Consider the following 26,433-nt stretch of genomic DNA (forward strand, 5'->3'; position numbering starts at 1 on the left):
TCCGGATCGTTCAGTTCGGGCAAAGCCGTCCGGTCACCCGGCGCGACGGGTCGCCCTCCCCGAATGGACGTATCGCGCGCGGCCCGAACCGTCGTCGCCCAGGAAGACCAGCGGCAGATAGATTCCGCCCTGTGCCTCGCGAAGGATCAGCGTGTCGCCCTCGAGAAAGACCAGTTCGGATTTGCTGGCGGCGCTCAGTTCCGCGGCTGTCCCTTTAGGACGTTGCTCCAGCCAGACCCGGCCGTCGTCGTCCTGGGAGACCACGAGATCGGCGACCGTGCTGGCGTAGGTGCCGAGATACCGGTCGGCGGCGAACGACTCCGGTTCGGCGGGCGGACGGGGCGGCAGCGACACCTCGACGCCGCCGAATTCCTTGAGCAGCGCGGGAACGAGGTCGGCGTACAGGCTCATCGCGTCACCGCCGTTGGTCAGCAACGCCACGACGAGGTCGCTTTCCGGCACCAGCCGCAGGAACGCCGCCTGGCCGACGGTGTTGCCGTCGTGGCCGTAAACCTGGCCGGTCGGGGTGTCGAACAGCTCCCAGCCGAGGCCCCAGGCGTCGCCCATGATGCCGAGCGGCGGAAGGCTGACCTGCCGCTGCAGCATGGCTGCGGTGCTCTCCGCGCTCAATACCCCAGCGCCGCCCGCGAGGTGCATGCGACCGAAGGCGAGCAAATCCGCCGCGGACATCGCGAGCGACGACCCGGCCGGTCCGTTGGACCGCAACATGGACCAGAACGGCGCGGGTACGAGGTCCGCGCCCGGCTCGGGTTCGAGATGCCCGATCGCGGCACGGAAGCGGATCGCGTCGAGGGCGTTCGGGCAGAACTGCTGGAGCTTCAACGGAGCGGCGAGGTATTCGCGAAGGCAGTCCTCGTAATGCTTGCCGCGCAACACTTCCACCAGCCGACCGAGGACGACGTACCCGGCGTTGTTGTAGGAGAACAACTCTCCGGGCGGGAACAGCTGGGTGACGCCGTCGAGGGTTTCGACGAACTTCTCCACCGCGTCGTCGCCGGGGCCGGTGTCGGTGAAGAGATCGCCCTCGAACCCGGCGGTGTGGCTGAGCAACTGGCGCACGGTGATGGCCGCGTCGCCCAGTTTGAGGCCGGGGAGGTACTTCCGGATGGGAGCGTCGAGATCGACCAGGCCCTCGTCCACGAGCTGCAGCACGAGAGTGGCGGTCCACACCTTGGTGATCGAACCGATTTGGAATACCGAATCAGCCGTGGCGGTGACGCCAGTGCCGAGATTCAGCACCCCGGCGGCCGCGGCGGCGGTCTCCTCGCCGACCGCGACCGCGATCACCGCGGCGGGGACTCGGTGGTGGTCCAGCAGCGCGGGAAGGTCCTGCTCCAGCCGCCTGCGGAGAGCGTCGAGCTTGTCCATCCCGGGAAGGTATCGCCGCGGCGGGAGCAAAAGTTCGTCTCAGGATGCGGAAAAATCCGCGCTCGACTGGAGCATCGGACTAACTGCTCAGACGAGTACCTCGCCCTCCCGCGCCACCACCCGGCCACCAGCGATCACCCACGACCGCACCGGCACCCGCATCAACGCGTCCGGCACGTTCTCCGCCGCCACCAGCACCACATCCGCCCGGCAACCCGGTGCCAGATCATGCCGCTCCCGGCCCACGAACGACGCCGCCCGCCGCGTCGCCAGCTCCACCGCCGCCGTCAGATCCGCATCCCTCCGGCAGCCATGCAAGCGAGGCGAAGCCGGAAGAACCACCGGCCAACCCCCTCAGACGAGCATCTCGCCCTCCCGCGCCACCACCCGGCCACCCGCGATCACCCACGACCGCACCGGCACCCGCATCAACGCGTCCGGCACGTTCTCCGCCGCCACCAACACCACATCCGCCCGGCAACCCGGCACCAGATCATGCCGCTCCCGGCCCACGAACGACGCCGCACGCCGCGTCGCCAGCTCCACCGCCGCCGTCAAATCCTCGTCCCTTCGCAAGCCGTGCAAGCGAGCGAAACCGAGCGCGATCTGCAGGATGTCGCCGTCGCCGTACGGGGACCACAGGTCGCGGATCCCGTCCGTGCCGAGGCCGACCGGGATCTCGCGCGCCGACAGTTCAGCCCACGGCAGCGGCGCCACCCGCACCGGCGCGACCGTCGCCAGCGAGATGCCTGCCTCGGCGATCCGGTCGAGCAGCGCCGCCTGCCGTGCCGGGGGGACCTCGCCGAGCGCGAAGCCGTGCGACACGGTGACTTTGCCCTGCAGCCCGGTGCGCACGGTCCGGTCCGCGATCAGCTCGTACTGGAACGCGCCCAGCTCACCGCCGTCGTGCAGGTGGATGTCGAGGCCGACGCCGCGGCGCTCGGCGATCTCGAACAGTCCGTCGAGCTGGCCGACCGGGTCGCGGTCGATGCCCGCCGGGTCCAGGCCGCCGATCCGGCCCGCGCCCGCCGCGGCGGCCTCGTCGAGCAGTTTGAGCACACCCGGCCGCCGCAGCACGCCGTCCTGCGGGAAGGCCACGATCTCGACCTCCACCGCGCCGCCCAGCCGTTCCGCGGCCTCCTGCACGATCTCGATCCCGCGCAGGCCGAGCCCCAGGTCGACGTCCACATGGCTGCGCGCCGCGGTGGTGCCGTGCCGCAGGAATTCGCGCAGCACCGTCTCGGCGATTTCGACGCTCGGGATGCCGAGCGCGTCCCGTTCAGCCCGCTCGTGTGCGATGCGGCCTTCGGTGCTCGCGACGCCGCCGTAGGAGACCCACGGCTTGCCCCACCAGCTCTTGTCGACGTGCGCGTGCGAGTTGACGAACCCGGGCAGCGCGAGCAGCCCCGCGCCGTCGATCCGCTCGCCCTCGACCGGGGCGGAGCCCGCGGGCCGGACGTCGGAGATGCGGTCGCCGTCGAGGACGAGGTCGGCCGGCTCGCCGCCCCACGGGCGGACGCCGGTCACAGTGAGAGAAGCCATGTTAATGGTATACCAAATTACCGAACAGTTGTCCCGCGAGCCTGGCCCTGACACTCCCAGGACCGAGGGGTACTGGCCGCGCCGCGCGACCGGCCGCACCATGGACGGCAGCCGCGACGGCACCGGCGCGGCGAGGAAAGAAGGGCGGAACATTGACCGACAACCTCCCCGGCGGGACGTTCACGTTGGCCGGGCGCACCGTCGCCCGCCTGGGATACGGCGCGATGCAGCTCGCCGGACCCGGCGTGTTCGGGCCGCCGAGCGACCGCGACGAGGCGCTCGCGGTCCTGCGCACGGCCGTCGAGCTGGGCGTGAACCACATCGACACGGCTGACTTCTACGGGCCGCACGTCACGAACGAACTGCTCCGCGAAGCGCTCGCGCCCTACGACGGGCTGCAGATCGTCACCAAGGTCGGCGCGGTGCGCGACGACCAGGGCGGCTGGATCCACGAGCGTTCGCCCGAGCAGCTGCGCGACCAGGTGGAGTCGAACCTGCGCAACCTCGGCGTCGAGGCGCTCGACGTGGTGAACCTGCGCGTCGGCGGCGGACCGGACGGCCACTCGCCGGTCCCGGGTTCGCTGGCCGAACCGTTCGGCGCGCTCGCCGAAATGCGCCAGGAAGGCAAGATCAAGGAACTCGGCGTGAGCGTGGTCGACGCCGAGCAGGTGGCGCAGGCGCAGTCGATCGCGCCGGTGGTCACCGTGCAGAACTGGTACAACGTAGCGCACCGCGGGGACGAGAAGCTGATCGAATCCCTTGCCGCCCAAGGGATTTCCTACGTCCCGTTCTGGCCGCTCGGCGGGTTCAGCCCGCTGCAGTCCTCGACGCTGGACGATGTCGCCGCCCGGCTCGGCGCCAGCCCGAAGGCGGTCGCGCTGGCCTGGCTGCTGCACCAGTCGCCGAACATCCTGCTGATCCCCGGCACGTCGTCGGTCGCGCACCTGCGCGAGAACGTGGCGGCGGGCGAACTGGAACTGCCCGCGGACGCCTTGGCCGAATTGGACACCATCGCCGGATAACGGCGGATTCGGGGCGATGATTGTCAACCCGTGTCGACAATCATCACCCCGAATCGCGGCGGAAAACTCGCCCGCAGCTTCCGGTGAACGGACAGCGAATTCTCCTCCGCGAACGAAATATTCACCGACGAACGACGGTACACCGGAATCCCCGGCGCGATTAGCGTCCTCGACGGCACTTTCCGCCACGCTAAGGAGAAAACGCGCCGATGAACGTCAAAACCGCCTGCGCCGCCATTCTCGCCGTCGCCGGGCTGGTCGCCGCGCCTGCCACCGCCTCGGCCGCAGCAGCCGACTTGCCCAGCTACGACCAATGGCAGGCCGACGTGCGCGAAGCCGTCGATCCGGCCATTCCGTGGCTGACCGACCGGGTCGTGCAGGGCGGGTCCGGGCTGGCGATCGTGCTGGACATCGACAACACCTCGCTGGAAACCGAATACCACCCCGGCGAACCGAACCGGCCGGTGCTCGCGGTCGCGCAATGGGCAGGCGAGCACCACGTGTCCGTCCTCTTCGTGACGGCGCGGACCAGTTCTTCCTCGGCGCGCACGCAGCTGAGCAATGCGGGCTATCCGATCGACGCGATCTGCACCCGCAAATCCGGCGAGCACACCGCGGAAGGCAAGCAGCGCTGCCGCGCGGACCTGACCGACCAGGGCTACACAATCACGGCGAACATCGGCAACCGGTCCACCGACCTCGAAGGCGGGGACTACGAAAAAGGCTTCAAACTCCCGGATTACGACGGCCAGCTTTCGTAACTCGCGAGCGGCGATCCCGGCGAGAACCGGGATCGCCGTTCACCGGCCCAGCCACTCCGCCAGCCCGACCTTCCCCCGCCACGCGCCTTCCGCGGGCACCAGGCTGTCCTTGCCCAGCACTGTCCCGAAGTACTTCGCGGCCGGGTCGGTCACCACCTCGCGCGGGTCCTTCCGCGCGGTCAGCACCCGCCGGATCCACTCGTCCATCGGCAGCACGTCCGGTCCGCCGATCTCGACGATCCCGCCGGCCGGAGGCTCGCCCGCGGCCCGCGCGACCGCCACCGCGACGTCCTCCGCCGCGATCGGCTGCGTGCCGCCGTCGGAGAGCCGCACCACGCCGTCGACCGTCGAGGTGTCCGCGATCGCGACCGCGAACTCCAGGAACTGCGTCGCGCGCACGATCGTGTAGTCCAGCCCGCTGTCCTGGATCAGCTTCTCCTGCGCGACCTTCGCCCGCAGGTACCCGGAATCCGGCAGCTCGTCGGCGCCCACGACGGACAGCGCGACGAAATGCCCCACCCCGGCTTCACGCGCCGCCTTGACCAGATTCCCGGTCGATCGCCGGAAGAACTCCATCACGTCGTCGTCCGCGAACGACGGCGAGTTCGACACGTCCACCAGCACGTCGGCACCCCGCAGCGCGCCGGACAGCCCCTCGCCGGTCAAGGCGTTCACGCCGGTGCTCGGCGCGGCGGCGACGACCTCGTGCCCCTCGAGCAGTCCCACGACCTGCGAGCCGATCCGCCCGGTTCCGCCGATGACGACGATCTTCATGCTCGTTCCCTCCGTTCCCGCCGCGGCGGCCGCCGCGAGCGTCGCCAGTCAGGACCGGACAGCGCGCCGATTTGTGACACCCCGGCCCGCTAAGCTCGCGAATGCCCGCCGGAACAGGAAGGAACGCGCCGCCGATGGAGGAAATCGCCGAGGCCGCCTCGGTGTTCGCGCAGGTCCGGCCGCGGCTGTTCGGGATCGCCTACCGGATGCTCGGCAGCGTCGCCGACGCCGAGGACCTCTTGCAGGACGTCTGGCTGCGCTGGCAGACGTGCGACCGTTCGGCCGTCCGCAACCCGGGCGCGTTCCTCGCCACCACCACGACCCGGCTGGCCATCACCGCGAGCCAGACCGCGCGCGCCCGCCACGAAACCTACGTCGGCCCGTGGCTGCCCGAACCCGTCGACACCTCGGCGGACCCGCAGCTCGGCGCCGAGCGAGCCGCCGCGCTCGAGGTCGCCGTCCTGTTCCTGCTGGAAAAACTGCCCGCGACGGAACGGGCGGCGTACGTGCTGCGCGAGGCGTTCGATTACCCGTACCAGCAGATCGCCGACATCGTGCAGACCACCGAGGTGAGCGCGCGCCAGCTGGTCAGCCGGGCGCGCAAACACCTCGCCGCGGAACGCCGGGCGCCCGTCGAACCGGCGGAACAGCGGCGGCTGCTCACCGCGTTCGTGGACGCCGCGCGCTCCGGCGACCTGGCGACGCTGGAGAAACTGCTCGCCGAGGACGTCGTCAGCTACTCCGACGGCGGCGGCGCGGTCCGCGCGACGCGGATTCCGGTGGTCGGCGCGGTCACGGTGGCGAAGTACGTCCGCGCGTTCGCCGACCGGTTCTGGGCCGGCGCCGAGGTGCGCTGGAGCGAAGCCAACGGCCAGCCCGCGGCGGTGGTGAGCCACGGCGGAACCGTCACCGCGGTGCTCACCGCGACGGCGTCGGAGGAGGGCATCCACCGCGTGTTCTGGCTGATGAACCCGGCCAAGCTCGGGGCGTATCCCGCCTGAGCCCGGGGTACCCGGCGGGGATGAAGCGACCCGGCCCGGTGCGCTGGCTGCACTACGTCTACGGCGGGGTACTCCCCGAGGAGTACCGCGAGTGGGTGCTGTACGACGCGACCGCGAAGACCTGGGTGCTGCGCTTCGCGTTCCGGATCTTCGCCGAGGCGCTGCCCTGGCTGATCGCCGGCTACGTCGTCCTCACCCTGGTCACGCCGATGCCCGCCGGGATGATCGTCGCCGCGCTGCTGATCAGCCTGCTGCTGAGCCTGTTCCTCACCGTCACCAGCGCCGACGAACTCGCCGAGGTCCGGCTCACCAAGCACGGTTTTCCGCCCGGCACCGGGAAAGCGGTCCGCAAACGCCGCGGCGGTGCGTCGACCTGGCCGTGAGCCGGTCGCGTAACTGCAGGGTTACGCTTCCGCTGCGGACCTGGCCGCCAGCGCGATCGCCGACCCGGTGCGACGGGACATCCTGGCGCTCCTGCGACACCAGCGCCTGCCCGCCGGGGAAATCGCCGCGCGCTTCGCCATCAGCCGCCCCGCGGTGTCGCGGCATCTGCGTGTACTGCGGGAAAGCGGGCTGGTGCGCGACGAACTCGTGGGCAGGCAACGGTTTTACGCCCTCGACCTGCGAGGCTTCGCCGAACTCACCGCCTGGCTCACCCAGCTTCTCGCCCCGCCCGCCTGACAGCAGCGGCTCGACCGTCGCGACGACTGACTGTTTCGGCCACCGACGAATCCGGCGCCCGGAGGCTGGCGCTGCTGTTGGAGACCCCAGGCGCGGCAATGGAACGCCGAAGCCGGACTTCGCCGACTACCACCCGGCCAAGACGCCCTATTTCACCGAATTGGCCGGAAAACTTTCCTGACCATCCGTCAATATTCCACTTCGGACAGTCGGCGGCCGAACGAAATGTCCTTGAACGGCCAGGACTTCCTCGTTCGGCTGACAGCGGCGATCGGTGCGGAATCGCGCGACCGACTGCCGGATCCTCGGCGGCATATGGAGTACACTGCTGTACCAGTTACTTTCAGTAGTCCCGCGTGACGAGGTGTGGGCCGGTCCGGTGGGAGGTGCACGGTGGACGCGACACTGGGCAGCACGCTGGTCACCGAGGAGGACGAGGACGCGCGCACCGACGCCGAACTCCTCGCCGCCGTGCGCGCCGGAGATTGCCAGGCCGGCGGGGAATTGTTCCGGCGGCACGTCACGCTGATGCGCCGCGTCGCCGCCGGTTTGGTGCGCCAGCAAGCCGAACGCGACGATCTCGTCGCCGAAGCCTTCGCCCGCGTGCTCAGCACGGTCGCGGCGGGCGGCGGCCCGGAATCGAACGCGCCCGCGTATCTCGTGGCCACCATGCGAAATCTCTTCGCCCGGTGGAGCCGCCACGAAAACCGCATCGATCTCTACGCCACGGTTCCGGAACCCGTAACTCTGGACGGCGGCGCTGACGAACTCGCAGTCATGCGCTCCGAAGACCGGCTGGTGTGGTCGGCGTACCGAACCCTGCCCGGCCGCTGGCGCACGGTGTTGTGGCGGATGTCCGCCGAGGGCAACACCCCGGCGGAACTCGCGCCGGTGCTCGGCGTTTCCCCGAACGGCGTCGCGGTGCTCGCCCGCCGCGCCCGAGAGGGACTGCGGCAGGCGTACCTGCAAGTCCAGGTGCCGGACGCGGAATTGCCGCAGTGCCAAGAAGTCCGCCGCCGGATGGGCGCGTGGCTGCGCGGCACCCTGCCCGCCCGCCGGGCCGGAGTCCTCGCCGGACACCTCGCGGTGTGCGGGCAGTGCCACGCGGTCGCCGCCGAACTGGCCGAGGTCAACCGCGAACTGCCCCGGATGACCGGCTGCTGCGACCCGGCGATCCCGGAACCCCGCTAACCCCAGCCGCGCCAAGCAGCCCGCGAGGTGCGTGAGGGGAACCCTGACGGAATCTGATTCCCCCAGGGTTCCCCTCACGCACCTTCCGGCGCCCCGCTTGCCAGATTCTGCGTGATCAGGTTGACCATGAAGGCAAACCGGTCATGCCCGGCACCGGACGTCAGCTCCGCCGCATACCGCCGAGTGTGCGGGAACTTCTCCTCCGACAGCCCGCTGAACCGCTCCATCAACTCCTCCTGGCTGAGCACCCACTCGCCGCCGTGCTGCTGCCGTTGCTGGACGAGCGACCGCTCCCAGGCGTACGCGGTGACGTAGAGCGTGAGCGAGTCCAGCGCCCACGCGGCGGTCTGCGGTTCGATGCCGCCAGCCAGCAGGATCGCGAAAATCCCTTCGCTGACCCGCAGCGTTTCCAGGTGCGTCGGGACCATCGCCAGCGCGGCGCGGGAGACGCCGGGGTACTTCAGGTACAGGTCGCGGATCTGCCCGTAGACGTCCAGGACCTGCTGCCGCCACTTCGCGGGGTCCGGTTCGGGCAGGTCGATCTGCGCGCAGAGCCTGCCGATGAGCAGATCGTCGAGGTCCTCTTTGTTGACGATGTGCGCGTACAGCGAGGACGGTCCGGTGCCGAGCACGGCGGTGACCCGGCGGACGGTCAGCGCGTCGTAGCCCTCGGTGGCGACGACCTGCAGCGCGGCGTCGGTGATCCGGTCGACCGTGATGGGTTCTTTCCGCGGTTTCGGCGGGGCCTCGGCGGACGCGTGCCGGGCGGCGCGGCGCTCTCGGGGGGCAGCGGGCATGCCGTCACTATAGCTTGACACGAACTTAGTTCGTCATTTAGAACTTAGTTCGTGACTACTGAACTTAGTTCGTCAACGCGCGCCGAGCCGCTTCCGCTGGTCCAGGCGTGGCTCGTGCTGGCGGTCGTCGTGATCGCCGATCTGATGGACCTCATCGACACCAGCGTCGCCGCCCTCGCCGGCCCCTCGATCCGCGCTGACCTGGGCGGCGGGCCGATGACCCTGCAGTGGGTGCTGTCGGCCTACACCGCGGCGTTCGCGCTCGGCCTCGTGACGTCCGGCCGCCTCGGCGACCTGCTCGGCAGGCGCAGGCTGTTCCTGCTCGGCATGACCGGCTTCACCCTCGCGTCGCTGGCCTGCGGCCTCGCCCCCGGCCCCGGGTTCCTGATCGGGGCCCGCGTGTTGCAGGGCCTGTTCGGCGCGGCGATGATCCCGCAGGGCATCGCGCTGGTGAAGGTCGTCTTCCCGCCCGATCAGCTGCGCAAAGCCCTGATGCCGTTCGGCCCGATCATGGGCATGGCCACCGTCGCCGGGCCGATCCTCTCCGGCTGGCTGCTGCACCTGAACCTGTTCGGCAGCGAATGGCGCTCGATTTTCCTGATCAACGTCCCGTTCGGCATCCTCGCCGGGCTGCTCGCCCTGCGCGTGCTGCCGCGACACAGCGGCGAGGACCGCGGCGCCCGCCTCGACCTGCGCGGCGTCGGCCTGCTCACCGCCGCGTCAGCGCTGCTCATCGTCCCGCTCATCCAAGGCCGCGAACTCGGCTGGCCTGCTTGGACGTACGTGCTGATGGCCGCCGGTGTCGTCGCCTTCGTCCTCTTCGCCAGATCCGAACGCCGCAGCAGCCACCCGGTCATCGCGCCGTCCCTGTTCGCCAAGCGCGGTTTCGTGTTCGGACTGCTGATCACCGGCGGGTTTTACGCCTCGCTCAGCGGCTTCGTGCTCGTCGTGAACCTGCTGCTGCAGTCCGGTCTCGGCTGGACGCCGCTGCAATCCGGGTTCGCCCTGCTCCCCTGGGCCGCCGGCACCGCGATCGCGACCCTGCTGTCCGGCGCGGTGCTCGCCGCGAAACTCGGGCGCGCGTCCCTCCACTTAGGACTGGCCATCGCGGTTGTCGGCTTGCTCGCCCTGTGGTGGTCGATCGCGCACTGGGGCGCCGCCATCACCATCTGGCAGCTCGCCCCCGCCCTCTTCGTCACCGGCGCCGGTTCCGGGCTGTTGTTCATCCCGCTCTTCGATTTCATCCTCGGCGACGCGACGCCCGAAGAAGTCGGCAGCGGTTCCGGAATGCTCAACGCCGCCCAGCAATTCGCCGGAGCCATCGGTGTCGCCGCGCTCGGCACGGTCTTCTTCGCCCGCGTCGGACCTGCCGCCGCACCGTCCTGGATCCCTGCCGCGGAACTGGTTTTCGGCCTCTGCGCCGGTCTCTACCTCGGGGCGCTGGCCCTCGTCGGATTCCTCCCGAAACACACCGCCCACTGAAACGAGCGACGCAGTGTCGAAAACCGCCCTGATCACCGGAACCAGCCGCGCCGCCGGCCTCGGTTTCGCCATCGCCCGGCTTCTGGCCGGGCAGGACTACCACGTCGTCCTCACCGCCCGGGACCTCGCCCGCGCCGAATCCCTTGCCGCACAACTCCCGAACGCCACCGCATTACGGCTCGACCTCGCCGATCTCGCCACCATGACCGCCGCCGCCGACCAGGTGGCCGAAACCTTCGGCCACCTCGACGTATTGATCAACAATGCCAGCGACGTCGTCGATTTCGCGACGCTGTCCGCGCTCGACGTCGATCTGCCCGCCGTCCGATCCGCATTGAACATCGACGTGCTCGGCCCGTGGCAGCTGACGCAGCTGCTGCTTCCTTCGCTGAAAGCGGCTCCGGCCGCCCGGATCGTCAATGTTTCCAGCATTTCCGCGCTGCAGATCTCCACCGGGCTCGACCTCGGCGCGAGCCTCCGCGCGCCAGCGCATTCCTTCGCCAAGCACGCGCTGAACACCCTGACCGGCGTACTCGCCTCGGCGCTGCGGGACACCCCGATCCTCGTCAACGCCGTCGATCCGGGAGAAACCGCCACCCATCCCGAACGCGGCGACGAGGACACGGCCCGCCCGGCGAGCGAAAGCGCCCGCGGCGTGGTGTGGGCCGCGACGTTGCCGGCCGGTGCTCCCACCGGCGGCCTCTTCCGGGATCGCGAACTGGTGCTGTCGCTGCTGCCCGGCACAGAAAACACCGCGGGCCCGGACCGTGACCGGCCCGAGCCCGCGGCGGGAAAACCCTTAACGCGCCAGGATCAGTGACCCAGGTGCAGGCTGTCCAGGTGCACGTTGCTCGCGTGCGACTCGAGGCCGCCCGCCACGTCGTGCAGGTGGTTCTGGACCTCGTTGAGCACCGGCGCGGCGTGCGAGGCGTCCGGCAGCTCGCCGGTCGTCGCGTGCTGGGCACCGGTCTCGACGGCGTCCTGAACGGTGTTCGTGACGTGGTGCGCAGCCGCGTTGACGGCCGGCGCGTGCGCGGTCGCGCCCTCGATGGCGTGGGTCAGCGAACCCGCGTTCGGGGCGGCCGGCAGCGCCGGAGCGTGCGGCAGCTCGCCGACGCCCGGGACCGACGGGGCGGCCGGCAGCGCGCCGACACCCGGAACCTGCGGCAGCTCGCCCGCGCCCGGCACGGCCGGAAGCGAACCGACACCCGGGACCTGCGGCAGCGAACCGACACCGGGCACCTGCGGCAGCTCGCCCGCACCCGGCACCGCCGGGACGGCCGGGAGACCCGGAACCGCGCCGGTCGCGTGGTCCAGCGTGCCGGACAGGTCGCCGGCCTGGGTCAGGTCGCCGGTCGCCTGGGTCAGGTCCGCGCGGAGGCTGTCCTCGTGGACGCCGACCGGGGTCGAGCCGATCGCCTCGTTGACGGTGCCCAGCAGGTGCGAGCCGCCCTGGCGGACGTCCTCGACGATGCCGCTGACCGGGCCGCCGACGACCGGGAGCTTGCCGGACTCGGCCACGACGGCCTTCCAGGTCAGCGCGTCGCCGAGGTGGTTGGTGGTCGCGTCCACCGCGGAGCCGACGAGCTTGCCGTCGAAGACGTGCTCGCCCACCGCGTTGACGGTGTTCTGCGTGTCGATCGCGGCGGCGTCGACGATCGGGCCGACGACCGGCACCGAGTGGGTCGCCTCGGCGACGTGGTCCAGCACGCCGGAGACCGCGCCCAGCGCGCCGTGGGTGACGGTGTTCAGGCCGGTCGCGTCCGCGACGTTGCTGACGCCCTCGAAGACCGGGCTGAGGTTCGGCAGGGCGCCGGCGAGACCGCCGAGGCCGTCGCCGACCTGGTGCGCCACCGGCTCGGCGGCGGAGTTCGCCTGGTCGAAGGCACCGCCCAGGTCAGCGGACGGAACGCTCGGCGCGGCGGGCACGCCCGGCACGGCCGGGATGCTCGGCGCGGCCGGGACGCCCGGCGCCGCGGGGACGGCCGGGACGGCGGGAGCGGCGGGCAGCGGGGCGCTGTCCATGACCAGCGGCATGATGTCCTGCACGTCCGAGGGGTTCAGCTCGCCCAGACCGGCGCCGTTCAGCACCCCCTGCGGGTCGGCCTTGTACTCCGCCAGCGACTGCGGGTCGTTCAGCAGGTTCAGCGCGAATTCGTGCAGCGTCTGCACCGGGCCCATAGTTTGTATTCTCCTGTGGTGACAACGGATCGGGGTGGGGTGTCCGAGAAACGGACGAGCCGGCCCCAGAGCCGGCTCCTTTTCCGAACATAGGACGCCGCCGAATGCCCGCCATCGGGGGGTCACCCGGGTTAGCCGGGGCACCCACTAGGGACTTCGCCGCTCCCCCGATTAGGGGCATTAGGGGATTCGGCGCGTCCGCGCTGGTCACAGGGCTGCCGTCGTGCCACCCCGCCGGGCGCCGCCCACCCCACCGATCGGGGGACGGACGCGGGTCGCCCGAAGAGGTTCGCCAGGACCACCCATTGGTGTGACACCTACAGGGCTTTTCGCGCCGGGACGGGCGTGGCGGGAAAGCCGAAACGGCGGGAGACCGGGTTTGCCCGGCCCTCCCGCCGTTTCGGAGGTTTCGCGGAAGTTCGGCACGGAATCCGCGTTAGATGCCGTTTGCGGAGGTTGATCACGCTCCGATTAAGGGGATTAGGTGCGGAATCTGCCGCAACAGTGCGGCTGACTCCGGCTCAGGCAGTGGCGACCCGTACCGAGTCCGGCGTCTCCAGCTCCCGCAGCAGTTCCTCCTGCCGCTTCCGGTAGGACGCCACGTTCGCCAGCTTGATCTCCTCGTACCCGCGCACCGCGTCCGGCAGCGCGGCCAGCTCGACCAGCCGGGAGTCGCCCCGGTCGGCCACCTCGAGCGCGCGCGTCAGGGCCTGCCGGTACTCCCCGATCAGCGCCCGCTCGACCCGCCGGACCTCGGCGCGGCCGAACGGGTCCAGCTTCGTCCCGCGAAGCTTGCGCATGGCCCGCAGCGCCGCGAACGCCGGCCGGAAGCTGCGGCCGCCGAGGCTGATCTTGCGGTTCATGCCCAGCGCGCGCAGCACCGGCGGGTGCAGCCGGTGCGCGAACCGGGTGCCGACGCCGAACTGGGCTTCGATTTCCGCGGTCAGCTGCGGGTCCAGCGACAGCCGCGCCACCTCGTACTCGTCCTTGTAGGCCATGAGCTTGTAGAGATTGCGCGCGACTGCCTCGGTGACCGAAGCACTGGCGCGGGTGCGGACCCGCTCGACGAACTCCGCGTACTCCCGCGCGTAGCGCTCGTCCTGGTAGGCGATGAGGTCCGGGATCCGCAGGTCGAGCACCCGGGCGAGTTCGCCGTCGGCCCGCACCAGCGCGCGCACCCGGCGGACCGCTTCCGCGTCGACCGCGGCCGGGGCCGGGGCCGGGTCCTCCGCCGACGGCGAGAGTTCCGCGTTGAGCGCGTCCGGGTCGGCGACCAGCTGCCTGCCGCGCCGGAACGCCTGCAGGTTCGTCTCCACCGCGGTTCCGTTGATCTTGATGGCCTGTTCCAGGCTCTCCGCGGTGACCGCGAGCGAGCCGGTCTGGTACGCCGCGCCGAGCTGGAGGATGTTGGCGAACTGGTCGTCGCCGAAGATCTGCTCGGCGAGGCCGCGCGCGTCGAGGTAGTGCCCGGCGGCGGTCGCGTCGCCGAGCGCGCCGCGGATGCTCGACTGGTCCGGGTAGGAAACTTCCTTGTCCACCACCATTCGCCCGGTCGGAACCTCCGAAGTGGACACCACGGCGACCGTCCGCTCGGCGTCGGCCACGCCGAGGTACGCCGGGTCGGCGGCGACCAGCGCGTCGCACGCGAGGTAGAGGTCGCACTCCCCGTTGGCGAGCTTCGGGGCCTGCTCGACCGCGCCGGCGGAGATCTTCACGTCCGAGACGACCGCGCCGCCCTTCTGCGCGAGGCCGGTCTGGTCGAGGGTGCGCACCTGCTTGCCGTCGAGAACCCCGGCGACGCCGAGGATCTGCGCGACGGTGACCACGCCGGTGCCGCCGATGCCGGTGATCCGCACGGCGACGTCGGACCGGGTTTTCTCCGGTTCCGCCACGGCGTCCGCGCCGATCGGGGCGAGATGCCGCCGCTTGACCTCGCCGGTCGGGACGACGGTCAGGAACGACGGGCAGTCGCCGTCGAGGCACGAGTAGTCGACGTTGCACGAAGCCTGGTGGATCTGGGTTTTACGGCCGAACTCCGTCTCGACCGGCTGCACCGAAAGGCAATTCGACTTCACCCCGCAGTCGCCGCAGCCTTCGCAGACGCGTTCGTTGATGAACACCTTGCGCGCGGGCGTTTCCTGCTTCCCGCGACGGCGCTTGCGCCGCTTCTCCGCCGCGCACTCCTGCTCGTGAATCAACACCGTGACCCCGCGGTGCGCCGCGAGTTCTTCTTGCGTGCGAAGAAGTTCCGACCGATCGCGCACCTCGACCCCGCGCGGCAGTTTGCGCTTCCGCAGCCGCCGCGGCGCGTCCGAGGTGATGACGACCTTCGCCGCGCCCTCGGTCAGCAGCAGCGCCGCCACCTTCTCCACGGACAGCCCGCCGACCGCGTCCTGACCGCCGGTCATCGCGACCGCGGAGTTGTACAGCAGCTTGTAGGTGATGTCGACGCCCGCCGCCACCGCCGCGCGCACGGCGAGGCTGCCGGAGTGCATGAACGTGCCGTCGCCGATGTTCTGCATCAGGTGCGGCGTCTCGACGAAGGGGGCCATGCCGATCCACTGCGCGCCCTCGCCGCCCATCTGAGTCAGGCCGACGACCTCGCCGACCTGCTCCGGCTCCATGAACAAAGCCATGGTGTGGCACCCGATTCCGGCGCCGACGAGCGTGCCGTCCGGGACCTTGGTGGACGAGTTGTGCGGGCAGCCGGAGCAGAAGTACGGCGTGCGGGCCAGCAGCGGCACCGAAATCCGCTCGCGGCGACGCCGTTGCTTCCACGCCGCAACGGGTTCCGCGTCCGGCAGGCGCTTGGCCAGGCCGCTCGCGATGCGGTCCGGGTCCAGTTCGCCGAGTTCGGTGAACAGCACCTGACCGTGCTGGTCAGACTTGCCGTACACGCGCGGCGCGCCGGTGCGGCCGTAGAGGATCTCCTTGATCGCCGGTTCGACCAGCGCGCGCTTCTCCTCGATCACCAGGATTTCGTCGAGGCCCTCGGCGAATTTCTTGATGATGCCCGGTTCGACCGGGTACACGACGCCGAGTTTCAGCAGCCGGATGCCGTAACGGGACAGCTCGGACTCGTCGAGGCCGAGCATCCGCAGCGCCTGCCGAAGGTCCAAATAGGACTTCCCGGCGGTGACGATGCCGACCCGATCGTTCCGTCCGGATCGGACGATCCGGTTGATTCCGCTGGCCCGCACGTATTCCATCGCAAGCGGCAGGCGCACGCGGTGCAGGCTGTGCTCGAGCGTGATCAGCTCCGGCCCGAGGAGACGGCTGTTCGGCTGGTGCTTGTACGCGCCCTCCGGCATCTCCGGCGCGGTCCATTCCGAATCGACCAGCGCGGTGCCGCCGGAGTCGGCGACGTTCGCGACGATCTTCATCGAGGACCACAGCCCGCTCGCGCGGGAAAGTTCGACGGCGTGCCTGCCGTGCTCCAGCACGTCCTGCGAATCGGCCGGGAAGAACACCGGCATCGCGAGGTCGGCGAGCGCGTGCTCGGACGCACACGGGATGGTCGAGGATTTCGCGTTGGGGTCGTCGCCGACCAGCGCGACCGCGCCCCCGCGCGGATCGGTGCCGGCGAGGTTCGCGTGCCGCAGCGCGTCCGTGGCGCGGTCGAGGCCCGGGGCCTTGCCGTACCACATGCCGACCACGCCGTCGGGGCGCATCGTGCCTGCTCGGGCGGCCAGCTGGCTGCCCATGACCGCGGTCGCGCCGAGTTCCTCGTTCACGCCCGGCTTGTGCACGATGTTGTGCTCGGCCAGCAGACCCGCCCGCCGTGCCAGCTCGAGGTCGAACCCGCCGAGCGGCGAACCCTGGTACCCAGACACGAAGGCCGCCGAGTCCGCGCCGTTCAGCCGGTCCAGCCGGATCCGGTCGAGCAGGACGCGCACCAGCGCCTGCACCCCGGTCAAGTAGACAGTGCCCGCTTCGCGCACGTACCGGTCTTCCAACGTGAAGGCGTTCATCCGCACTTCCCTTCCGCACGCCATCAAGCCCACGGGCACCCGCCGTTGGGACGTGAGCCACCTCACCTCACGCTCGGACCCCGGCGCAACGTGCCCGGCCACTGTAGTGGCAAGGACGCAAAGGATGACGCGCGAGAGGGCGGATCGGGCAGATCTGTTGCGTACGATGCCGCTCATGGCCGAAGAACTGCTGGACGCGACCGACCACGAGATCATCGCGTTGCTCCGCGAGGACGCCCGGCGCACGTTCTCGGACATCGCCGGGCGGGTGTCGCTCTCCACCGCGGCGGTGAAGCGGCGCGTCGACCGGCTCCGCGAGAAGGGCGTGATCACCGGCTTCACCGTGCAGGTCGACCACGCGAAGCTCGGCTGGGGCATCGAGGCGTTCGCGCAGCTGCGGTTCTTCGGCAGCACGAACGTCGCGGAGATCGTCGAGACCACCACCCGGATCCCGGAGGCGCAGGCGGTGTTCACCATCGCCGGCGACCCAGACGCGGTCGTGTGGCTGCGCAGCCGCGACATGGCGCATCTGCAGGCCACGATCGACGAGCTGCGGCGCAGCCACCGGATCACCAGTACGCGTACTTTGATCGTGCTCGACTCTTGGGTGCGCGGTGAGGAGCGGCCGGAGTGACGTTGGCTCCCGCCTGGCTAGCGCTTGCCGATCGTCCCGGTCGGCAGCACCGTGCGGCCGAAGGTGGTGTTGGTGACGACCGCGAACGAGCCGTACCAGGCGACCACCGCGGTGGCGAGCCCGAGCCAGCCGCCGATCTTGCCCGCGCCTTCCGCGCCGCCCAATTCGCCGATGGTGAGGAAAAGGAAGGTCAGGAACAACAGGACGAACACGCCGATCAGGACGGCGTTCGTGCGCAGCGACGCGATCATCATGTAGCCGGTGAAAATGGTGAACACCAACAGGAACATCCCGGTCGCGGTCGCCGCGTCGGCGGGCGGGATCTTCGCCGCGAACTGCCAGACATAGAAGGCGAAAGCCAGCCAGAACGCGCCGAAGGTGCCGAACGCGGTCGCGCCGAAGGTGTTGTTCTTGCGGAATTCCCACATCCCGGCGAGCAACTGGGCCAGCCCGCCGTAGAAGAGGGCCAGCGGCAGGACGACCGGTTCGACGGTCTTGGGGATGAGACCGGCGTTCACCGCGCTCAGGACGAAAGTGGTGGCGGCGAAACCGGCCAGGCCCAGCGGTCCCGGATCGGCGATCCCGGCGGTGGCGGGTGAGGTCGGGCGAGCAGCGGTCTCACTCATCGGATCCTCGATTCTGCTTTGCGGCAGGATCTTCACATCTGACACCGGGCGCAACAGACTTGTCCACTGTCCACAAGGTCCCTCTTTCGAGTGGCAATTCGGGGATATCGCCGCGGGAACCGGTGAATGGGGTTTGTTTCGGACTTAGCGTCTTTTATCGCGCATTCTTCGTTAACTCGACCATCCATTGTGGATCTCGCCGGGGCGGCCTTGTGGTGGCCGGGGGTGCGCGGCCGAGTAGTGTCACCCGGTGACAGAAGCGCCCGCGGGAGGGGGAGGCATGCCTGCAGATCCGGTCGGCGAGTCTGGCGAGGCGCGGCCCCGGCGGGGGCGGCCTCGGGGGACGAGCGCGCGGCAGCTCGAGGAGATCGCGCTGCGGCTGTTCACTGAGCAGGGGTTTCACGAGACCACGGTGGATCAGATCGCGGCTGCGGCCGGGGTGAGCCGGCGGACGTTCTTCCGGTACTACGACGCCAAGTCGGACGTGTTGTGGAACGAGTTCGACTCCGAGGTGGACACGATCCGGGAGCTGCTGGCTGAGGCTCCGGAGGATGTGCCCGTGCTGGAGGCCGTGCGGCGAGCGGTGTTGGCGGCCAATCATTACCGAGCTGCGGATGTGCCTGAGCTGCGGATGCGGATGAATTTGCTCAGTACTGTGGCTGAGTTGGCGGCTAGTGCTACTCGGCATTATGACGCTTGGGAGCGGGCTGTTATCGGGTTTGTGGCTCGGCGGACTGGGCAGGCTGAGGATTCGTTGTATCCGCTGGCGGTGGGGCGGGCTGTACTGGCTACGTGCCGGGCGGCTTATGAGCGGTGGTCGGCTCGGGCGGATGCTGATTTGACGTTGTATTTGGATGCCGGGTTGCGGGCGTTGGCGGCTGGGTTTGCTGATGAGGTGTTGGTTGGGGAGCCTGGGTCTGCTTGAGGGCTCGGCTCGTCGCCTGGCGGCGACCTTGCCGTGGCGGTTGCGTGGGGCACCCCGAAGCTTGATTGTGCTGACGGTCTGAGGGTGCTTGTCAAGGCGGGAAAGATGCCTTGACAAGCACCCTCAGACCGCAGGAGAGCTTCGTATCGGGGTGCGGGGGTGGTGTGGGTGCACTTCGAGTTGAGTGCATCGGTGACGGTTTCGTTGGGGTGGGGGCTTGCGCCCCAATGCCACTTTGGGTGCATGTGGCGCACCCAAAGTGGCGTTCGGTGCATGCGACGCACCCAATGCCGCATTGGGGCGCATCCCGAGCGGGCGCGGCGGGCGGGCGCGGGGCGAGCGGGCGGGCCGTGAAGGGGTCCTTGAGGGAATCCAAGTCCGTGAAGGAGCCCTTCACGGACCGTCGGCTGGTCGTGAGGGGAACCCTGAGGGAATCAGAGTCAATGAGGGTGGCCCTCACGTACGGTCCAGCAACGCGGCCAGTGCGGCGGGGGCGGCTGCGGCACCGCTTAGCGGACGCCAGCGGGCACCAGCTTCACGGGCGAAGCGTTCGGCTTCCTCGCAATCCTCTGCGGGGGCCAGGATCAGCAGCTCTTCGCACGCGCGAGCGGCAGGCAGCGGGTCCTGGTCGTCCGTGGCCCGGCAATCCGACAGCAAGAGAACCGTTTTCCTTGCTGCGCGCGAGGTGGCCAGTTGCTCATTCGCCTTCCGTAAAGCTGCGGCCAATGCGGTGACTCCGTGTCCTCGCAACGACAACACTGACTCAACCACCGCGGACTTCGATCGGGAGGATCGCAGCGGGCGGATTACCTCCGCGTTCCGGGCGAAGGACACCACCGCATGTTCCGCTGGGGCCCGCCACGAGCAGGCTGCTGCGGTGAGGGCTGCTGCGGCCAGTCGGGCGCCGGTCATTGAGCCGCTGGTGTCGATTACCAGGCATAGGGCCAATTCTGGCCGGGCCCAACGGCGCGCAACTAGGTCGTCTAGGGCTGGGACCCGGCCGACTGCGGCTGCGTCTACTAGTGCTGGCAAGGAGCGGTCCAGGTCTAGTTCGCCGCCTCGGTCGGCTCGGTCGCGGCGTAGTTTTCCTACGCCTCGGCCTCGTGCCACGCCGCGGCGGGCGACGTCGATCATTAGTCTGCGGGCCAGATCTCGTGCGGCTGCGCGCAGGGACTCGTCGGTGGCCTTGCTCATTTCGACTAGCAAGGCCATAGCTTCGTCTGCATCCTCGCGGAAGACCGTGCTGAACGCTTCCTCGTCCAGCATGCCTACCTCGGGCGAGATTTCCGCGAAACGGCCGTTCCGGGAGAGTTCAGAGCGCGGGGTGGTGCTGCTCCGCGCTGAGCCTGGCCGGGGTGGGCGTTGGTGTTGCTGTGGGCCCGCCGGTGGCGGGCTTAGGCTTCCCCCGGCGGGTCGCCGCCTTCGGAATCCTGCGGCGGGGATTCCTCGCCGAAAACCGCTACATACAGTTCGTCGATCACCGATTCCGCGGTGCGTCCGCTGGATTCGTGCAGGCCGATTCGGCCGGACAACGCAGCCAGTGCGGCGTCGTGGCCGATTCGCCAATCTGTGGTCGACGCGTTGCGGATGCGGGCCAGGGAAACTGCCAGTCGCACTACGTCGATGGCGCCGCGTACTGAGGAACCGACCCTGACATCGGCGTGGTTGCGCGTGCGGCGTACCAGGTCTACGACTCGGTCGCGCCATTCGGCAGGGACCGCGGGGCTGCGGCGGGCTACGATGTCGCTTTCTTCGTCTTGGGTTTGATAGCCCATCACGATCCGGCAGACCCGGTCGTAAATAGCCGACGAAATACGCGCGGTGCCGACGGCGTCGAACGGGTTCATCGCGGCTACCAAACGGAATCCGTCCGCCGCGCGTACTCGGCCGAGGCGTGGCACGTGCAGTTCGGCTTCGGACATGACGGTGATCAGGACATTGAGGGTTTCCTCCGGGATCCGGTTGACTTCCTCGACGTACAGCAGGCCGCCCGTGCGCAATGCCTCGATGAGCGGACCGTCCACAAAGGTCTCGGGCACGTAGCCTTCGGCTAGTACTCGGGAAGGGTCGAACTGTCCGACTAGGCGGGCGGGCGTTAGTTCGGCATTGCCTTCGACGAATACGAACGGTGAGCCGCCTGCTTCCGCGACAGCGCGCAGCAGGGTGGTTTTTCCAGTGCCGGGCGGGCCTTCGAGCACGACGTGCGCGCCGCAATCCAAACCGGCCAGCAGGAGTTCGATTTCTCGGCGGCGGCCGACCACGTCCGCGGTCAGGAGGGGGACCGCGGACTGCGGACCGGAAACCGGCCCGCAGTCCGCCGACAAAGCCGTCACGGTGCGTCGTGGACCAGGACGCCGCGCACGTTCCGGCCCTCCAGCAGATCGTCGTACCCCTGGTTGACCTCTTCCAGCGTGTACGTGCGGGTGATGATCTCGTCCAGCTTCAAGTCCCCGCTCTGGTACAGCCCGAGGATCTTCGGGATGTCCGTGGTCGGGTTGCAGTCGCCGAACAGGCTGCCCTTCACCGTCTTCTTGAACAGCGTCAGGATCGAACCGGGAAGGTTGACGTTGTTCACCGACAGCTTGTTCAGCCCGGTCAGCACGATCGTGCCGCCCTTGCCGGTGGCGTTGAACGCGCCGGTCACGATCTCCTCGGTGACGATGCCCGCGGTGACGATCGTCTTGTCCGCACCGTTGCCGTTGGTGAACGACTGCGCCAGCTCAGCCGCCTCCTCCGGCGTCGCGACCGCGTGCGTCGCGCCGAGTTCCATCGCCTTTTCGCGCTTGTTCTCCAACGGGTCCAGCGCGATCACGTTCTTCGCGCCGGCGTAGCGCGCACCCTGCACCGCGTTGATGCCGATGCCGCCGACGCCCGACACGATCACCGTCTCGCCGGGACGCACGTTCGCCGCGTTGACCGCCGAGCCCCATCCGGTCGGGACGCCGCAGCCGACGAGCACCGCCTTGTCCAGCGGGAGGTCGTCGTCGACCTTCACGACCGAGTTCTGGTGGATGGTCGAGTACTGGCTGAACGTGCCGAGCATGCACATCGCGCCGTACTGCTTGACCGGGCCGGGGCCGCTGAACGGGAACCGCTCGCCGGGCAGGTAGCCCTCGAGGATCGTGGCGCCCATGTCGCAGATCGCCTGCTGCCCGGTGGAACACCAGCGGCACACGCCGCAGTTGGGGATGAACGAGCACACCACGTGGTCGCCCGGCTTGACGCGGGTGACGCCGGGGCCGACGTCCTCGATGATGCCCGCGCCCTCGTGCCCGAGCACCATCGGCAGCCGGGCCTCCAGGTCGCCGTGCGCGATGTGCACGTCCGAGTGGCACAGCCCGGCGTGGGTGTACCGGATCAGCACCTCGCCCTCGCCGGGGCCTTCGAGGTCGAGCTCGACCACCTCGATCGGCTTGCCCACCTCGTAGACGACCGCAGCTTTCGTCTTCATCGGGAACTCCTTTGTTCGAGCGGGCGGATCACAGCGCGATGTTCACGGACTTGGTTTGCGTGTAGAGGTCGAGCGCGGCCGCGCCCAGTTCCCGGCCCCAGCCGGACTGTTTGTAGCCGCCGAACGGCATCGCCGTGTCGAAGCCGTTGTACTGGTTGACCCACACCGAGCCTGCCTTCAGTTCCTTCGCAGTACGGTGCGCCTTCGCGACGTCGCGTGTCCAGACCCCGGCGGCGAGTCCGTACTCGCTGTTGTTGGCCGCGGCGGCCACGCCCTGTTCGGCGTTGAATGGCATGGCCGCCACGACCGGGCCGAAGATCTCTTCCCGGACGATGCTGAATTCCGGTTTCACGTCAACGAAAACGGTCGGCTCGATGAAGTATCCGGTGTCGCCCCAGCGTTTTCCGCCGGTGAGCGCGCGGGCGCCGTCGGCGAGCCCTTCGCCGAGGTAGCGCGAGACGCGGTCGAACTGCTCCTGGGAAACCATCGGACCCAGCTGGGTTTCCGGGTCGAGGCCCGGCCCGATCTTCACCTGGCTCGCCGCCTGCGCGACCGCCTGGGTGAACTCCTCGAAGATCGTGTCCTCCACGTACAGCCGCGTCCCGGCGACGCAGCACTGGCCGTGGTTGAACATCCACGCGTTGACCGAACCGGGCACCGCGAGGTCGAGGTCGGCGTCGGCGAACACCACGTTCGGGCTCTTCCCGCCCAGCTCCAGCGAAACCTTTTTCAGGTTTCCGCTCGCCGCTTGGACGATCTTCTTGCCCACCTCGGTCGAACCGGTGAAGGCGACCTTGTCGACGCCGTCGTGCGCGGCCAGGGCGGCCCCGGCGTCGCCGAACCCGGTGACGATGTTGACCACGCCGGGCGGGAATCCGGCTTCCTCGAACAGGGTGCCCAGCAGCAGCGCGGTCAGCGGCGTCTGCTCGGCGGGCTTGAGCACCACGGTGTTGCCAGCGGCGAGCGCCGGCGCGATCTTCCACGCGGCCATCAGCAGCGGGAAATTCCACGGGATGATCTGCCCGCACACGCCGACCGGCTCGCGCAGCGTGTAGGCGTGGAACTGCGCGTCCGGCGCGAACGGCATCGACACGTTCACCGTGCTGCCTTCGATCTTGGTCGCCCAGCCCGCGTAGTAGCGGAAGACGTCGGCGGCCCAGCCGGTGTCCACGGCGGTCGCGATCGCCGCGGACTTGCCGTTGTCGAGTGCTTCCAGCTGGCCGAAGATCTCCGCCCGCTCGGACAGCAGATCGCCGATCCGCCAGATCAGCCGTTCGCGCTCGTTCGGCTTCATCGCGGCCCACGGGCCCTCGTCGAACGCCTTGCGCGCCGCGGCGACGGCGCGGTTGACGTCCTCGGCCTCGCCGTGGGCGACCTCGGCGATCTTCTCCCCGGTGGCCGGGTCGTAGGTCGGGAACGTGCGGCCCGACGCGGCCGGGACCCAGCGCCCGCCGATCAAGAGCTCCAGCGGGCCGGACACGAACTCCCGGACCTGGGTGTGCAGGGGGAATTCCACCGTTGCGGTCACCTGGCGCCTCCTCACTTCGTTGTGACGGAGGTCATCGTCACCCGGCGGGCCGGGGGCGAAGTGTTACAGAAGTGGACAGTCGTCGGTCACGCCCAGCGCCTGCATGCGGCGGTAGAGCGTGGTGCGGCTGATGCCGAGTTCGCGGGCCGCGCGCAGCTTGTTGCCCTCGCTGGCGCGCAACGCCGTGACGATCGCGTTCCGTTCGGCGAGTTCGCGCCCGCCGAGCTGCCGCGTGCGGGAACTGCCTCGGCACGCGGGCGGCAGCTGGGCGAGGTCGATCACCCCCGTGTACGGAAGGCGGGACACCTCGCGCAGCACCGCGCGCAGCTCGTGCAGATTGCCCGGCCACGGATGCGTCCGCAGCGCGGCCAGCGCGGTACCGGTGAAGTGCGGTTTCCGGTCGGGATATTCGTCGCGCAGCATCGCCGTGGCGATCGCGGGCAGGTCGTCGAGGCGTTCGCGCAGCGGGGCGAGGGTGACGGTTTCCGCGCATCTCGCCGCGATCGCCGCTACGGCTGGGGACATTGCGTCCGACGGGACGGAAGTGAGCAGCAACCGGGCCGATCCCGGGTTGTCGAGCGCCTCGCCGACCAACGGAAGCAAGCTTTCCGGCAGCAGGTGCACGTCGTCCAGGACGACGGCGGTGCGCGGCTGCGCGACGAGGTCGGTGAATCTTGTTGCCCAGTCTCGTGGTTCCTCGCGCAGCGCGGCCGCGGCGTGCAGAACGACCGGATCGTCCACGCCGGCTCGCGCGCGGGCTTCGGTCGTCCGGCCGGTGCCGGGTTCGCCCGTGATGAGGACCGAACGCGCGGTTTTTGCCGGTGCGGGGACAGGTTTTCGAGTGCTGGTGCTGGTGCTCCGCGCGATCCGGAAGACGGCACCGTCTGTCGAACCCTCCACGCGTTCGGCTACGACCGAAAGACTGATTCCGTCACCCACATCGAGGCGAGTGTCGAATACTCCGCGTTCCGGCACTTGCGGCAACAACGTGCGCAAGAGGGTCGGATCGGCGGGGCGAAGGTGTTCGATGCAGGTTTCGTTGGCGAACACGAGATCGCCGCCGAGCACCGCGACCGGGACGCTGCGATGGTGCGTGGCCTGCTGGAACGCCAGGAACAGCCGCCGTTCGCAGGCGCGCGCGCTCTCCAGCACGAGCTGTTCGATGTCGCCGACGACGCGTTTCACCAGCGGCCCGAAGAGCGGATTGCTGCTGTCGCTTTCGCCGGTGATGTCGAGGACGCCTTCGATCCGTCCGGTGAGCGGATGCCGGATCGGATGGCCGTAGCAGCTGAACCGCTTCAACGCGTCGGCGTAGTGCTCCTGGCCGTGGATTTCCACCGCCTGGCGCGATTCGTGCGGCGTGCCGAGCGCGTTCGTGCCGACGCGGCCCTCGCTGAGCTGCGAACCGTGCAGCACGCCGAGCTCTTCCAGCTGGTGCTGCAGACCGCGGTCGCCGAACCAGCGGAAGACGAGGCGGCAGTCGCGGTCGGCGAGCAGAATGGAGAACCGGGTGCCGGTGAGCTGCTCGACGAGCTGGTCCAGCACCGGACGGGCGGCGGTCATCAGCCTGCTGCGCTGGTCGACCTCGCCGATCGAAATCGCGCCCCGGTCCAGCTCCGGCTCGACGCCGAACAGCCGGGACCGACGCCACGAATCGGCGATCGGCGGCCGCAGGACAGCGGAGCCCTGCGACGGTATCCCTCCGAGCGACACTGCTCCTCCCGACTACCGGACGGCGACGTAGCGGTTCGTGTGACAGTACCTTCGCGGATCGACAAGTTCCAGACGTGCGTTCTTCCGTTCCCCGGTTTGTCCTTTGTGGACGCTGGTAGGATCGGGTGAGTGGCGCGCCGTTTTCTGATGCTTTTCGTCATGGTGTTCAGCTGGGCCGAATGGGAACACTGGCGCTCCTCGCGCCGCGGAATGGGCGACCGCCCCGGAACGTCGGGCACCGGCGAGGCAGTGGTCGTGCTCGGCTACCGCAATCGCGGGTCGCGGGCCAATTTCGTGAATCGCTGGCGAGTGAGAGCGGCAGTACGTTCGCAGGCGCCGGGCCCGTCGAGGTTGGTGTTGTGCGGCGGAGCCGTCGGCGGCACGGAGTCCGAAGCCGCGCTGATGGCCCGGTACGCCCGGGAGTGCGGCTACCGAGGCGAGCTAGTGCTCGAAACCGAGAGCCGGTCGACGTGGGAGAACGTACTGGGTGCGGTGCCGTTGATCGAGGACGCGGACCGGATCAAGATCGTCTCGAATTCCTTGCATGCGGAGAAGGCGCGGCATTACCTGCGGCGACACCGGCCGGACCTGGCGGAGCGACTGGTTCCCGGGCGGGATTACCGGTTCGGGGAGTGGCTGGCGGTGAAGCCGGTGCTGGCGGTGATGGAGAAACGAAATTTGCGGCGGCTTCGGGGGTGAGCTGGGGTTCGCTCGGGTGGCGCGCTGGCAAACACCGGCCGGAGACATCTTGCGGTGCGTTGGCG

Annotated in this window: 24 protein-coding genes; 11 read left to right on the forward strand and 13 right to left on the reverse strand. The window is 69.4% G+C overall.

Going from position 1 to position 26,433, the window contains the following annotated elements; genetic code table 11:
- Positions 1-33: 33 nt before the first annotated feature.
- The 3 genes from DMP23_RS07805 to DMP23_RS07815 all read right to left on the reverse strand — a co-directional run bounded on the left by DMP23_RS07805 (position 34) and on the right by DMP23_RS07815 (position 2,931).
- A complete protein-coding gene (locus DMP23_RS07805; RefSeq protein ID WP_337820611.1) occupies positions 34-1,389 on the reverse strand; it encodes a serine hydrolase domain-containing protein in 1,356 nt (451 codons plus the stop codon).
- A gap of 87 nt (positions 1,390-1,476) precedes the next feature.
- A complete protein-coding gene (locus DMP23_RS07810; protein ID WP_337820612.1) occupies positions 1,477-1,668 on the reverse strand; it encodes a hypothetical protein in 192 nt (63 codons plus the stop codon).
- A gap of 75 nt (positions 1,669-1,743) precedes the next feature.
- Positions 1,744-2,931 carry an amidohydrolase gene (locus tag DMP23_RS07815; protein WP_337820613.1) on the reverse strand — a complete coding sequence of 396 codons (1,188 nt, stop codon included), beginning with the start codon at positions 2,929-2,931 and terminating at the stop codon, positions 1,744-1,746.
- Positions 2,932-3,083: 152 nt separating this feature from the next.
- Between DMP23_RS07815 and DMP23_RS07820 the strand changes: the two genes are divergently transcribed.
- Both DMP23_RS07820 and DMP23_RS07825 read left to right on the forward strand, forming a co-directional pair.
- On the forward strand, positions 3,084-3,953 hold the full coding sequence (locus tag DMP23_RS07820; RefSeq protein WP_337820614.1) for an oxidoreductase: 870 nt from the start codon (positions 3,084-3,086) through the stop codon (positions 3,951-3,953).
- 209 nt (positions 3,954-4,162) lie between these two features.
- A complete protein-coding gene (locus DMP23_RS07825; protein WP_337820615.1) occupies positions 4,163-4,714 on the forward strand; it encodes an HAD family acid phosphatase in 552 nt (183 codons plus the stop codon).
- A 39-nt stretch (positions 4,715-4,753) separates the two neighbouring features.
- Here the strand turns inward: DMP23_RS07825 and DMP23_RS07830 are convergent, their stop codons facing one another.
- A complete protein-coding gene (locus DMP23_RS07830) occupies positions 4,754-5,488 on the reverse strand; it encodes an SDR family oxidoreductase (protein ID WP_037817767.1) in 735 nt (244 codons plus the stop codon).
- A 134-nt stretch (positions 5,489-5,622) separates the two neighbouring features.
- Here DMP23_RS07830 and DMP23_RS07835 point away from each other — a divergent pair, with 134 nt between their 5' ends.
- The 4 genes from DMP23_RS07835 (at position 5,623) to DMP23_RS07850 (ending at position 8,361) form a co-directional block, all read left to right on the forward strand.
- Positions 5,623-6,489, forward strand: coding sequence for an RNA polymerase sigma-70 factor (locus tag DMP23_RS07835; protein ID WP_037817765.1), 867 nt, complete (start codon positions 5,623-5,625; stop codon positions 6,487-6,489).
- Positions 6,490-6,509: 20 nt separating this feature from the next.
- Positions 6,510-6,872, forward strand: coding sequence for a DUF5313 family protein (locus tag DMP23_RS07840; RefSeq protein ID WP_037817763.1), 363 nt, complete (start codon positions 6,510-6,512; stop codon positions 6,870-6,872).
- Between the two features lie 55 nt (positions 6,873-6,927).
- On the forward strand, positions 6,928-7,170 hold the full coding sequence (locus DMP23_RS07845) for a metalloregulator ArsR/SmtB family transcription factor (RefSeq protein WP_337824373.1): 243 nt from the start codon (positions 6,928-6,930) through the stop codon (positions 7,168-7,170).
- Positions 7,171-7,563: 393 nt separating this feature from the next.
- Entirely contained in the window at positions 7,564-8,361 is a 798-nt protein-coding gene (locus DMP23_RS07850) for a sigma-70 family RNA polymerase sigma factor (RefSeq protein ID WP_107051165.1), read from the forward strand.
- A 74-nt stretch (positions 8,362-8,435) separates the two neighbouring features.
- On the opposite strand, the gene DMP23_RS07855 is transcribed toward DMP23_RS07850, so the two are convergent.
- On the reverse strand, positions 8,436-9,158 hold the full coding sequence (locus tag DMP23_RS07855) for a TetR/AcrR family transcriptional regulator (RefSeq protein ID WP_134664960.1): 723 nt from the start codon (positions 9,156-9,158) through the stop codon (positions 8,436-8,438).
- A 51-nt stretch (positions 9,159-9,209) separates the two neighbouring features.
- On the opposite strand from DMP23_RS07855, the gene DMP23_RS07860 reads away from it, so the two are divergent.
- Both DMP23_RS07860 and DMP23_RS07865 read left to right on the forward strand, forming a co-directional pair.
- Positions 9,210-10,640, forward strand: coding sequence for an MFS transporter (locus DMP23_RS07860; RefSeq protein ID WP_337820616.1), 1,431 nt, complete (start codon positions 9,210-9,212; stop codon positions 10,638-10,640).
- 13 nt (positions 10,641-10,653) lie between these two features.
- A complete protein-coding gene (locus tag DMP23_RS07865) occupies positions 10,654-11,460 on the forward strand; it encodes an SDR family NAD(P)-dependent oxidoreductase (protein ID WP_238604645.1) in 807 nt (268 codons plus the stop codon).
- On the opposite strand, the gene DMP23_RS07870 is transcribed toward DMP23_RS07865, so the two are convergent.
- The gene (locus DMP23_RS07870; protein ID WP_238604644.1) at positions 11,454-12,821 is read right to left on the reverse strand and encodes an IniB N-terminal domain-containing protein; all 1,368 of its coding nucleotides are present in this window, start codon (positions 12,819-12,821) and stop codon (positions 11,454-11,456) included. The genes DMP23_RS07865 and DMP23_RS07870 overlap by 7 nt on opposite strands.
- Before the next feature lie 521 nt (positions 12,822-13,342).
- Entirely contained in the window at positions 13,343-16,792 is a 3,450-nt protein-coding gene (locus tag DMP23_RS07875) for an indolepyruvate ferredoxin oxidoreductase family protein (protein WP_337820617.1), read from the reverse strand.
- A 175-nt stretch (positions 16,793-16,967) separates the two neighbouring features.
- Between DMP23_RS07875 and DMP23_RS07880 the strand changes: the two genes are divergently transcribed.
- The gene (locus DMP23_RS07880) at positions 16,968-17,426 is read left to right on the forward strand and encodes an Lrp/AsnC family transcriptional regulator (RefSeq protein ID WP_037820760.1); all 459 of its coding nucleotides are present in this window, start codon (positions 16,968-16,970) and stop codon (positions 17,424-17,426) included.
- Positions 17,427-17,443: 17 nt separating this feature from the next.
- On the opposite strand, the gene DMP23_RS07885 is transcribed toward DMP23_RS07880, so the two are convergent.
- Complete coding sequence (locus DMP23_RS07885) at positions 17,444-18,052, reverse strand: acetate uptake transporter (RefSeq protein WP_037820762.1); 609 nt, start codon at positions 18,050-18,052, stop codon at positions 17,444-17,446.
- A gap of 280 nt (positions 18,053-18,332) precedes the next feature.
- Between DMP23_RS07885 and mftR the strand changes: the two genes are divergently transcribed.
- Positions 18,333-18,977, forward strand: a complete 645-nt coding sequence (gene mftR, locus DMP23_RS07890; protein ID WP_337820618.1) for a mycofactocin system transcriptional regulator — start codon at positions 18,333-18,335, stop codon at positions 18,975-18,977.
- Between the two features lie 456 nt (positions 18,978-19,433).
- On the opposite strand, the gene DMP23_RS07895 is transcribed toward mftR, so the two are convergent.
- The 5 genes from DMP23_RS07895 to DMP23_RS07915 form a co-directional block, all read right to left on the reverse strand.
- Complete coding sequence (locus DMP23_RS07895; protein ID WP_337820619.1) at positions 19,434-20,243, reverse strand: vWA domain-containing protein; 810 nt, start codon at positions 20,241-20,243, stop codon at positions 19,434-19,436.
- 128 nt (positions 20,244-20,371) lie between these two features.
- Positions 20,372-21,310 carry an AAA family ATPase gene (locus DMP23_RS07900; RefSeq protein WP_134664975.1) on the reverse strand — a complete coding sequence of 313 codons (939 nt, stop codon included), beginning with the start codon at positions 21,308-21,310 and terminating at the stop codon, positions 20,372-20,374.
- Entirely contained in the window at positions 21,307-22,428 is a 1,122-nt protein-coding gene (locus DMP23_RS07905) for an NDMA-dependent alcohol dehydrogenase (RefSeq protein WP_043836689.1), read from the reverse strand. The genes DMP23_RS07900 and DMP23_RS07905 overlap by 4 nt, the downstream gene beginning before the upstream one ends.
- Positions 22,429-22,456: 28 nt before the next feature.
- Complete coding sequence (locus DMP23_RS07910) at positions 22,457-23,956, reverse strand: aldehyde dehydrogenase family protein (protein WP_037810482.1); 1,500 nt, start codon at positions 23,954-23,956, stop codon at positions 22,457-22,459.
- A 63-nt stretch (positions 23,957-24,019) separates the two neighbouring features.
- Positions 24,020-25,669, reverse strand: coding sequence for a sigma-54-dependent Fis family transcriptional regulator (locus DMP23_RS07915; protein ID WP_337820620.1), 1,650 nt, complete (start codon positions 25,667-25,669; stop codon positions 24,020-24,022).
- Positions 25,670-25,798: 129 nt separating this feature from the next.
- On the opposite strand from DMP23_RS07915, the gene DMP23_RS07920 reads away from it, so the two are divergent.
- Complete coding sequence (locus DMP23_RS07920; protein ID WP_238604638.1) at positions 25,799-26,368, forward strand: YdcF family protein; 570 nt, start codon at positions 25,799-25,801, stop codon at positions 26,366-26,368.
- Positions 26,369-26,433 lie beyond the last annotated feature (65 nt).

The sequence above is a fragment of the Amycolatopsis sp. A1MSW2902 genome, from assembly GCF_017312175.1.
Lineage (GTDB): Bacteria > Actinomycetota > Actinomycetes > Mycobacteriales > Pseudonocardiaceae > Amycolatopsis > Amycolatopsis nivea.

Coding starts and splice junctions, on each gene's coding strand:
- DMP23_RS07805 (WP_337820611.1), bottom strand. CDS start 1,389: ATGGACAAGCTCGACGCTCTCCGCAGGCGGCTGGAGCAGGACCTTCCC.
- DMP23_RS07815 (WP_337820613.1), bottom strand. CDS start 2,931: ATGGCTTCTCTCACTGTGACCGGCGTCCGCCCGTGGGGCGGCGAGCCG.
- DMP23_RS07825 (WP_337820615.1), top strand. CDS start 4,163: ATGAACGTCAAAACCGCCTGCGCCGCCATTCTCGCCGTCGCCGGGCTG.
- DMP23_RS07830 (WP_037817767.1), bottom strand. CDS start 5,488: ATGAAGATCGTCGTCATCGGCGGAACCGGGCGGATCGGCTCGCAGGTC.
- DMP23_RS07835 (WP_037817765.1), top strand. CDS start 5,623: ATGGAGGAAATCGCCGAGGCCGCCTCGGTGTTCGCGCAGGTCCGGCCG.
- DMP23_RS07840 (WP_037817763.1), top strand. CDS start 6,510: ATGAAGCGACCCGGCCCGGTGCGCTGGCTGCACTACGTCTACGGCGGG.
- DMP23_RS07855 (WP_134664960.1), bottom strand. CDS start 9,158: ATGCCCGCTGCCCCCCGAGAGCGCCGCGCCGCCCGGCACGCGTCCGCC.
- DMP23_RS07870 (WP_238604644.1), bottom strand. CDS start 12,821: ATGGGCCCGGTGCAGACGCTGCACGAATTCGCGCTGAACCTGCTGAAC.
- DMP23_RS07875 (WP_337820617.1), bottom strand. CDS start 16,792: ATGAACGCCTTCACGTTGGAAGACCGGTACGTGCGCGAAGCGGGCACT.
- DMP23_RS07880 (WP_037820760.1), top strand. CDS start 16,968: ATGGCCGAAGAACTGCTGGACGCGACCGACCACGAGATCATCGCGTTG.
- DMP23_RS07885 (WP_037820762.1), bottom strand. CDS start 18,052: ATGAGTGAGACCGCTGCTCGCCCGACCTCACCCGCCACCGCCGGGATC.
- mftR (WP_337820618.1), top strand. CDS start 18,333: ATGCCTGCAGATCCGGTCGGCGAGTCTGGCGAGGCGCGGCCCCGGCGG.
- DMP23_RS07895 (WP_337820619.1), bottom strand. CDS start 20,243: ATGCTGGACGAGGAAGCGTTCAGCACGGTCTTCCGCGAGGATGCAGAC.
- DMP23_RS07905 (WP_043836689.1), bottom strand. CDS start 22,428: ATGAAGACGAAAGCTGCGGTCGTCTACGAGGTGGGCAAGCCGATCGAG.